Origin of the sequence: Alicyclobacillus hesperidum subsp. aegles (assembly GCF_027923525.1) — a bacterium.
Taxonomy (GTDB): domain Bacteria; phylum Bacillota; class Bacilli; order Alicyclobacillales; family Alicyclobacillaceae; genus Alicyclobacillus; species Alicyclobacillus aegles.
Map to the genome: position 1 here is coordinate 166957 of NZ_BSBJ01000006.1, position 6405 is coordinate 173361.

The 6405-nt window shown below is 50.9% G+C and carries 8 protein-coding genes and 1 rRNA gene; 7 read left to right on the top strand and 2 right to left on the bottom strand.

All coding sequences use genetic code 11. From position 1 onward, the window contains the following. The first annotated feature begins 17 nt into the window (after positions 1-17). The 4 genes from QMF38_RS05405 (at position 18) to QMF38_RS05420 (ending at position 2292) form a co-directional block, all read left to right on the top strand. Positions 18-815 carry a DUF2797 domain-containing protein gene (locus tag QMF38_RS05405; RefSeq protein ID WP_281758881.1) on the top strand — a complete coding sequence of 266 codons (798 nt, stop codon included), beginning with the start codon at positions 18-20 and terminating at the stop codon, positions 813-815. Positions 816-901: 86 nt separating this feature from the next. Continuing rightward, positions 902-1075 carry a hypothetical protein gene (locus tag QMF38_RS05410; protein ID WP_198146634.1) on the top strand — a complete coding sequence of 58 codons (174 nt, stop codon included), beginning with the start codon at positions 902-904 and terminating at the stop codon, positions 1073-1075. A 107-nt stretch (positions 1076-1182) separates the two neighbouring features. Next, on the top strand, positions 1183-1890 hold the full coding sequence (locus tag QMF38_RS05415; RefSeq protein ID WP_232302221.1) for a S1C family serine protease: 708 nt from the start codon (positions 1183-1185) through the stop codon (positions 1888-1890). A gap of 93 nt (positions 1891-1983) precedes the next feature. Then, positions 1984-2292 carry a rhodanese-like domain-containing protein gene (locus QMF38_RS05420; RefSeq protein ID WP_006446269.1) on the top strand — a complete coding sequence of 103 codons (309 nt, stop codon included), beginning with the start codon at positions 1984-1986 and terminating at the stop codon, positions 2290-2292. Here the strand turns inward: QMF38_RS05420 and QMF38_RS05425 are convergent. Continuing rightward, a complete protein-coding gene (locus QMF38_RS05425) occupies positions 2250-2621 on the bottom strand; it encodes a hypothetical protein (protein ID WP_281758882.1) in 372 nt (123 codons plus the stop codon). The genes QMF38_RS05420 and QMF38_RS05425 overlap by 43 nt on opposite strands. A gap of 143 nt (positions 2622-2764) precedes the next feature. Between QMF38_RS05425 and QMF38_RS05430 the strand changes: the two genes are divergently transcribed. After that, positions 2765-3487: a class I SAM-dependent methyltransferase gene (locus QMF38_RS05430; protein ID WP_281758883.1), complete on the top strand. Its 723-nt coding sequence runs from the start codon at positions 2765-2767 to the stop codon at positions 3485-3487. 276 nt (positions 3488-3763) lie between these two features. On the opposite strand, the gene QMF38_RS05435 is transcribed toward QMF38_RS05430, so the two are convergent. Beyond that, a complete protein-coding gene (locus QMF38_RS05435; RefSeq protein WP_281758884.1) occupies positions 3764-4465 on the bottom strand; it encodes a metallophosphoesterase in 702 nt (233 codons plus the stop codon). A 152-nt stretch (positions 4466-4617) separates the two neighbouring features. Between QMF38_RS05435 and QMF38_RS05440 the strand changes: the two genes are divergently transcribed. Both QMF38_RS05440 and QMF38_RS05445 read left to right on the top strand, forming a co-directional pair. Further along, positions 4618-5991 carry a UvrD-helicase domain-containing protein gene (locus QMF38_RS05440; protein WP_281758885.1) on the top strand — a complete coding sequence of 458 codons (1374 nt, stop codon included), beginning with the start codon at positions 4618-4620 and terminating at the stop codon, positions 5989-5991. Between the two features lie 291 nt (positions 5992-6282). Further along, a 16S ribosomal RNA gene (locus tag QMF38_RS05445) occupies positions 6283-6405 on the top strand; the annotation flags it as partial.

The window sequence follows — 6405 nt, forward strand, 5'->3', positions numbered from 1 at the left end:
GAATGGAGGCGGCAAATATGTTTGAAGGAGACATCCGGGAATTGGACCCGCAGGTAGGTGAGCCCGTCACCTATCGCTTATCGTTATCGTCGGGAACGATAGAACTTGCCAGTTGGTTTAACAAGACCGTGCGGGTGAACTTTACAGGCGTCCGGCGGTGCATTGTTTGTGGGCGGAAGGTAAACAAGCTTTTTCAAAATGGATATTGTTTCCCGTGCGTTCGCTCATTGGCTGAATGTGACCTTTGCATTGTCAAACCCCATGACTGTCACTTTCACCTCGGTACATGCAGAGACGAGGCGTTTGCGGAAGAACACTGCATGGTTCCGCACTATGTATATCTCGCTTGGAGTAGTGGTTATAAGGTTGGTCTCACCAGAAAGGGAAGACAGTTTAAACGATGGATGGACCAAGGTGCCACACTGGCGTTGCCGATAGCGGAAGTACCAACTAGAAAGTTAGCTGGGGAACTGGAAATGGAAATTGCAAAGCACTTGCCGGACAAAACGGATTGGCGAAAAATGCTTAAAGAAGAGCAACGGCCGGAACAGTCGCTTGCGGAACTTCGTCAAGACGTCGTGGCACGATTGGCTCCAGAGTTTTCACAGTACGTGCTTTCGGATGTTACAACATACGCGTTTCGTTATCCGCGGCCGGAAGGATTTAATGTCAATATAAAGTCTGTACAACTGGATAAGCAACCGATTTGGGAGGGGACGTTAAGGGGCGCTAAGGGCCAATACTTGTTGTTTGACGAGGGTGTGTGGAATGTAAAGAAGTTCGCTGGTTATGAAGTGTCAATTACGTGTTTGTAGACGTTGGTAGCATAGGAACTATCCGTAAAACCATTTCATGAACTCGTGGTATGTGGACACACTATCCCATGCGAGGGGGATATCACATGACATGGGTGTATGAAGCTCGCCTGTACGACTCAAAGTCGGTGGCGTCATACGTCGCAATGTGCATACGCGACGATCATCTACAAAGTGGCAATACGGATCTTCGCGTACAGGTCTACAAAACACGACGGGGCAACTATGGTGTGCGCTATCGGAGAGATGTATCGGTCTAAAGCCCGTTTTTGGAAACCCATCTCACGCCCGTTTCTCCCCAAGAATACAATGTACAACGCATCGTCGTGGGCGTATGCGGCTTTTGTTGTTCTTAGGGGTGACGCACATGATGAAAAAGTCGCAGGTGTCGGCTGGGAAGCGGCATTCCGGAGCTGCGATTCCCAATTTCGTGAAATTAGTTGAGCGTTATAAAAAGTCTGTCCTCGGCATTGAGGTTGTTCAGACTCCGTACCGCGATCGAACGCTGTTTTTCCCCTGGGATCGCCCTGTGCCAAGAGTCGGTCGCTCCGCCCTGAACATTGGAACAGGTTTTGTATTCCACCCCAAAGGGTACATTTTGACCAATGAACACGTGATCGCCGAGGCAGATCGCATTATGCTACGTGCTTTTGGGCGCAAGGAACTCATTGATGCAGAAGTTGTCGGGCGCGATCGCCGGCATGATATCGCCATTTTACGGGCTGACATGCCTGTCCCCTCGCCCATCCTGAGACTTGGCCATAGTCGGGACATTCACGTGGGAGAATGGGTGTTGGCCATCGGTTCGCCGCTCGGCCTCGATCATACGGTGACGGTAGGCATCGTTAGTGCCAAAAACCGTCCGCTACAAATTGGTGATCGCGACTACCCAAATCTCATTCAAACAGACGCGGCCATCAATCGAGGCAATAGTGGTGGACCACTCATCAACCTCCGTGGCGAAGTGATTGGCATGAACACAGCGGTGTCCCAAAGTTCGCAGGGCATCGGTTTTGCCATCAGCGCGGATGTGCTGAGAAAACGAGTGAGCGAAATTTTGCATGAGCCACTCTGATATCCATCGCCTCACGATTGTGGTACAGTATCGATGTCCGTCTGCCACGACTAGGTTGCGAGACGGAGATAAATCTGTACCTTGGAGGCAGTTATGGTCAACGATATTCCTCAGTACAATGCGGATGAACTGAAGCGGTTGCTACAGGCTGGCGATGTACAGGTGATCGACGTGCGGACACCAGAAGAATACGCAGAGGGCCACATTCCCAACGTGCCGCTGCGACCGATGCAGGAAGTAGCAGATTGGATGTCAGAGCTCGATCCGCAAAAGTCGTATGTGTTTGTCTGCCGTAGCGGCAATCGATCGCAGCGCGTTGCCGAATTTTTACGTGCCAACGGTTTCGAACATGTGGCCAATTACAGCGGCGGCATGTTGGTGTGGGATGGCGAGCTTGAATAACGGCGGAGAAAAAATAGTTGGCGTGGATTTTGCTCGTACCACGTCTTCAGAATTTCGTCCGTCGTCCATTCATTTTCGGAGTCGAGGCGACGCCGTAGGTCTGCGGTGATGTCGCGAATCCGGATGTTGAGTTCATCCACCTTCACACCGTCGACGAGCTGATCCCAAGCGTAGCGCATGCAAGTGCGACGCAGGAGGTTGTGGCGAGCGCTCTCGCTATATATTTGAAAATCCCCGCTCTCCATCAGGATGATCACTCCGGACGGTGTGAAGATGTAATCCCCTGCTTCCTCAATACTTGCCTCAAAGATACGCCCAATCTTGGCCATGTCAGGTTCCCCTCCCGGTTCGTTTCTTCACTGTACGAGATCAGACCAGGCAACTGCAACTTTGCAGGTTGGTCGGTGTCTAGGCATTCAACGGGTTCGTAAAGCATCTTGGCCGCATACGATGGGCTGAGGAGGGGCGAGCGGTGACATATCATGATGCCTTGGCACAACTCGGAATTCTTCATGCACACCCTGGCGGTGAACAATTGACTACGTGGTGGATGGACCGCATTTCGTTGCGAGAACACGCTCGTATCTTGGATGTCGGCTGTGGTAACGGTGCAACTGCATGTTTACTTGCGCAACGTTGGGATGCAAATGTCACCGTGCTCGATGTGCGTCGCAAGATGATCGATCACGCTCTTCGTTTAGCTTCTGAGCGCAATCTACGTTTGCGTGGAGTGGTGGGTTCGGCCGAGGCGATGCCGTTCCAGCGCGAATCGTTCGATGCGATTGTCAGCGAATCTGTGTTGGTCTTTACGAAGCCCCACCGTGCCCTTCGGGAATATCGGCGCGTGATGGAGGAAAATGGTTTCGTGATTGCGGTTGAGATGATGACACTTGGCCCTGTGACGGACGCTTGGCGAAGAGAAGTCCGAAATCTATATGGCGCTCAGTATGTGCCCGATCTGTCCGGGTGGAAACAGCTTTTTCACGATGCCGGTTTTGAGGTCAAGGTGCTGCGCTCCGGCTCGGTGTCAAGCTTGCCCCTGCCGGTAAATCAGCAAGACTCAACTTTGGCTGATCCGAAGGCATTATTGGATCCTCAAGTTCGAACAGTTCTGCAGCGTAACGCCCAGTGGATGGAGGAACACGGAAAAGAAATGGGCTACGGTGTGTTTGAACTGCGTTGTAGACGAACATAAACCTTGTGTTCACTGGACATAGTACAATCGACATCGCCTTCTCGATCGCGATCGTACTCGCTCCAAACATCTGATGATGCAAGCCTATGTTGAACCCGGTCTCGAGGGATATCAGGGCGACGGATGTCAGTTGTGTAGGTTGCAGAGGAAGGTTTGGACCTTATGGGATTCAACAGAGCTGTCAAACGCCTGATCCTTGGATTCCAAGGTTAGTCGGGTACGGGGTAATCGCGAAGCGGTGTTTGATGCCGGCGGTTGGTTGACCGCCGGCCGTATTTATATAAGCCATTCATCAGGAATACGAAAGGGTGTAAACCCGAGATAATCGCTGCTTACAAGCCGGTAGTAAACGCCTTCTAAATAACCGTTATAGGCAAATTTGTGTGACGCCCCGTGCAGATGCCCATATAGACAAACCTTCACGTTATAGGACTGTAGCAGTGACGAAAAAGTGCTTGACTCGCCGGTGCTGTCGACGGGCGGGTAATGCATCATGCATACGATAGGTAAGTTGGTGCGACTCGCCTCTTCCAATGACAGCGTTAAGCGGTGTTCTTCTCGATGCAAAAGTTTGGCGTCATCTTCTGTGAAGCTTGGGTGTGATGGCAGGAGCCACCCTCTCGTACCTGCAAAACAGACTTCGCCAATGCGTATACAATCGTTTTGTAGCGCGAATGTCTGCGCATCCATGCACTGACGAACTTTTTGAATCCCACTCCACCAATAGTCATGGTTTCCACGAATCAATATTTTGGTCCCAGGGAGCTGTCGGATCCAATGTAGGTCGCTTCGGGCTTCGTCCAGTGTCATGGCCCACGATATATCGCCAGGAATACATACGATGTCCGAATCAGTAACGCGTTCTTCCCATGCAAAGCGAATGCGAGCAACGTGATCCTTCCACAGGGCACCGAAGATGTCCATCGGCTTATTGACCGAGCTTCCCAAGTGTAAATCGCCGATTGCGTATATTGCCATATACGACGCCCCCCTTAAATGCCCATGATACCACGACGTGTGAAAGAATAAATCGATTGCAGATTTTTTTCTTGAATCAGCTCGAATTGGTCTAAACATTATCGACTGCCCGCGCCGCATTTGCCAGGATTATTGTCGAGGTGAGGGGCGAGATGTGGACTGATGAACAACTTAGCATTATTTCTCCGCGTGAAGGATCAACATGTGTAGTGGCTGCACCTGGTAGCGGCAAAACTTCGGTTCTAACAGAACATATTGCACAGGTTGTCAAGGCTCGTCGGGTTGCGCCAGCCTCGGTTTTGGCGATGACTTTCACCAGGCAAGCCGCTGAGCATATGCGCATGAAACTTCGTACTCATCCCTTGCTCAACGAAAAGGAAGTCGAATCTTTACAAATCGGGACATTTCACGGATCGATGTTTCGCTTCATGATGGAACTGCGTTCTGATATTCCGGTGCTACTCAGCCGTGAAGAACAATTTGCATGTATGCGAGAGGCCATTGAGAAAGTCATCGGTCAGTCAAAGGCTGTAGGTTTCTACGACACCGCCTCTTGGTTGACGCGTTACACAAAATATGTCGGCACAGGTAGAACGACGGGGGAGCGGCACGAGCAGAAGATTTATCAGGCCTACAATCGCATCAAGCGTTGCGCCAATCGGTGGGATCATGACGATATTCTTGCCGAAAGTTTGGCCGTTCTTCGATCCGGAACGAAGCCTGAGCGGTGGACCAAAATCCGGTATATTCTTGTCGATGAGTTCCAGGATACGAATCAGCCGCAGTGGGAAATTGTCCGCCTGTTGCACGAATCCTACCATACTCCTATTTTTGTTGTTGGCGATGACGATCAATCCATTTATGGGTTCCGCGGAGCCTCACCATTATTTTTGCAACACGCGTCCGAACAACTTTTTCATATCGAGCAGTTTCTACTTACCAAAAACTTTCGATCGTGTATCTCTATCGTACATGCAGCTGAACAGTTGATTCAGCACGTGTCATCTCGCATTGATAAGCCATTACGGCCTGTGTCGAGCCGCGAGGGATATGTTCGTGCTGTGGAAATAGATCATGAGGGGGCTGAAATCAGCTGCATCAAAGATATCCTGAAAAGCTGTCTGCAAATACCCTGTTCGATAGCCATTTTAGCGCGAACTCGTCGGCAGGTGGCGCGCGTCTGGGGGGCGCTACAACGTGAACTGGGAGTCACATGGCGTTCGTTGCAAAGAAGAGTGGAATTTCGAACGTTCCACGATAGCAAGGGAAAGGAATGGGATATTGTCATTTTGCTAGACACCGTCGTTGAGCGTGTTGATCCAAATTTCATCAATGATGAGGAACGCCGTCTATTCTACGTGGCGATGACTCGCGCCAGATCGGTATTGCTATGCCTTGTGCCTCGGACAATTGACGGTGTCAAAACCCTGCCGAGTCCCTTTCTGTTTGAATCTCAAGTCTTATTTGGGACGTGGTCACAAGGGGAAGTGCAACAAATTCAACAGTGCTTAACGGTAGAGGCGTAACACATATTGCGAAAACATTACTGTTTGGTCCCATTTCCCAGTGGACAACCAACGTCCTGCGTAGTATAGTAGTCGATGCCGCTTGGGACGGCGCCCTACGGCAACGCCCGGTGGCCAATCGGTCAAGATGCTGAGTTCGCCAGTGAGTGAGCGATGCAAAACTTACCGGTTGACGATGAAGTGTGAGATGTGATATATTGATTGGGCTGCCTCGAACGGCAGCGTCGCTCCTTGAAAACTAAACACACACCACGCCAGTTCATCTGTCTCGCGTATGCGAGATAGTGAGATTTCATTGAGAGTTTGATCCTGGCTCAGGACGAACGCTGGCGGCGTGCCTAATACATGCAAGTCGTGCGGACATCTTCGGATGTCAGCGGCGGACGGGTGAGTAACACGTGGGCAATCTGCCTT

Bases quoted from the DNA above. Each gene is read 5' to 3' on its own strand.
- QMF38_RS05420 (WP_006446269.1), top strand. From the start codon at position 1,984: ATGGTCAACGATATTCCTCAGTACAATGCGGATGAACTGAAGCGGTTG.
- QMF38_RS05425 (WP_281758882.1), bottom strand. From the start codon at position 2,621: ATGGCCAAGATTGGGCGTATCTTTGAGGCAAGTATTGAGGAAGCAGGG.
- QMF38_RS05415 (WP_232302221.1), top strand. From the start codon at position 1,183: ATGATGAAAAAGTCGCAGGTGTCGGCTGGGAAGCGGCATTCCGGAGCT.
- QMF38_RS05435 (WP_281758884.1), bottom strand. From the start codon at position 4,465: ATGGCAATATACGCAATCGGCGATTTACACTTGGGAAGCTCGGTCAAT.
- QMF38_RS05410 (WP_198146634.1), top strand. From the start codon at position 902: ATGACATGGGTGTATGAAGCTCGCCTGTACGACTCAAAGTCGGTGGCG.
- QMF38_RS05440 (WP_281758885.1), top strand. From the start codon at position 4,618: ATGTGGACTGATGAACAACTTAGCATTATTTCTCCGCGTGAAGGATCA.
- QMF38_RS05405 (WP_281758881.1), top strand. From the start codon at position 18: ATGTTTGAAGGAGACATCCGGGAATTGGACCCGCAGGTAGGTGAGCCC.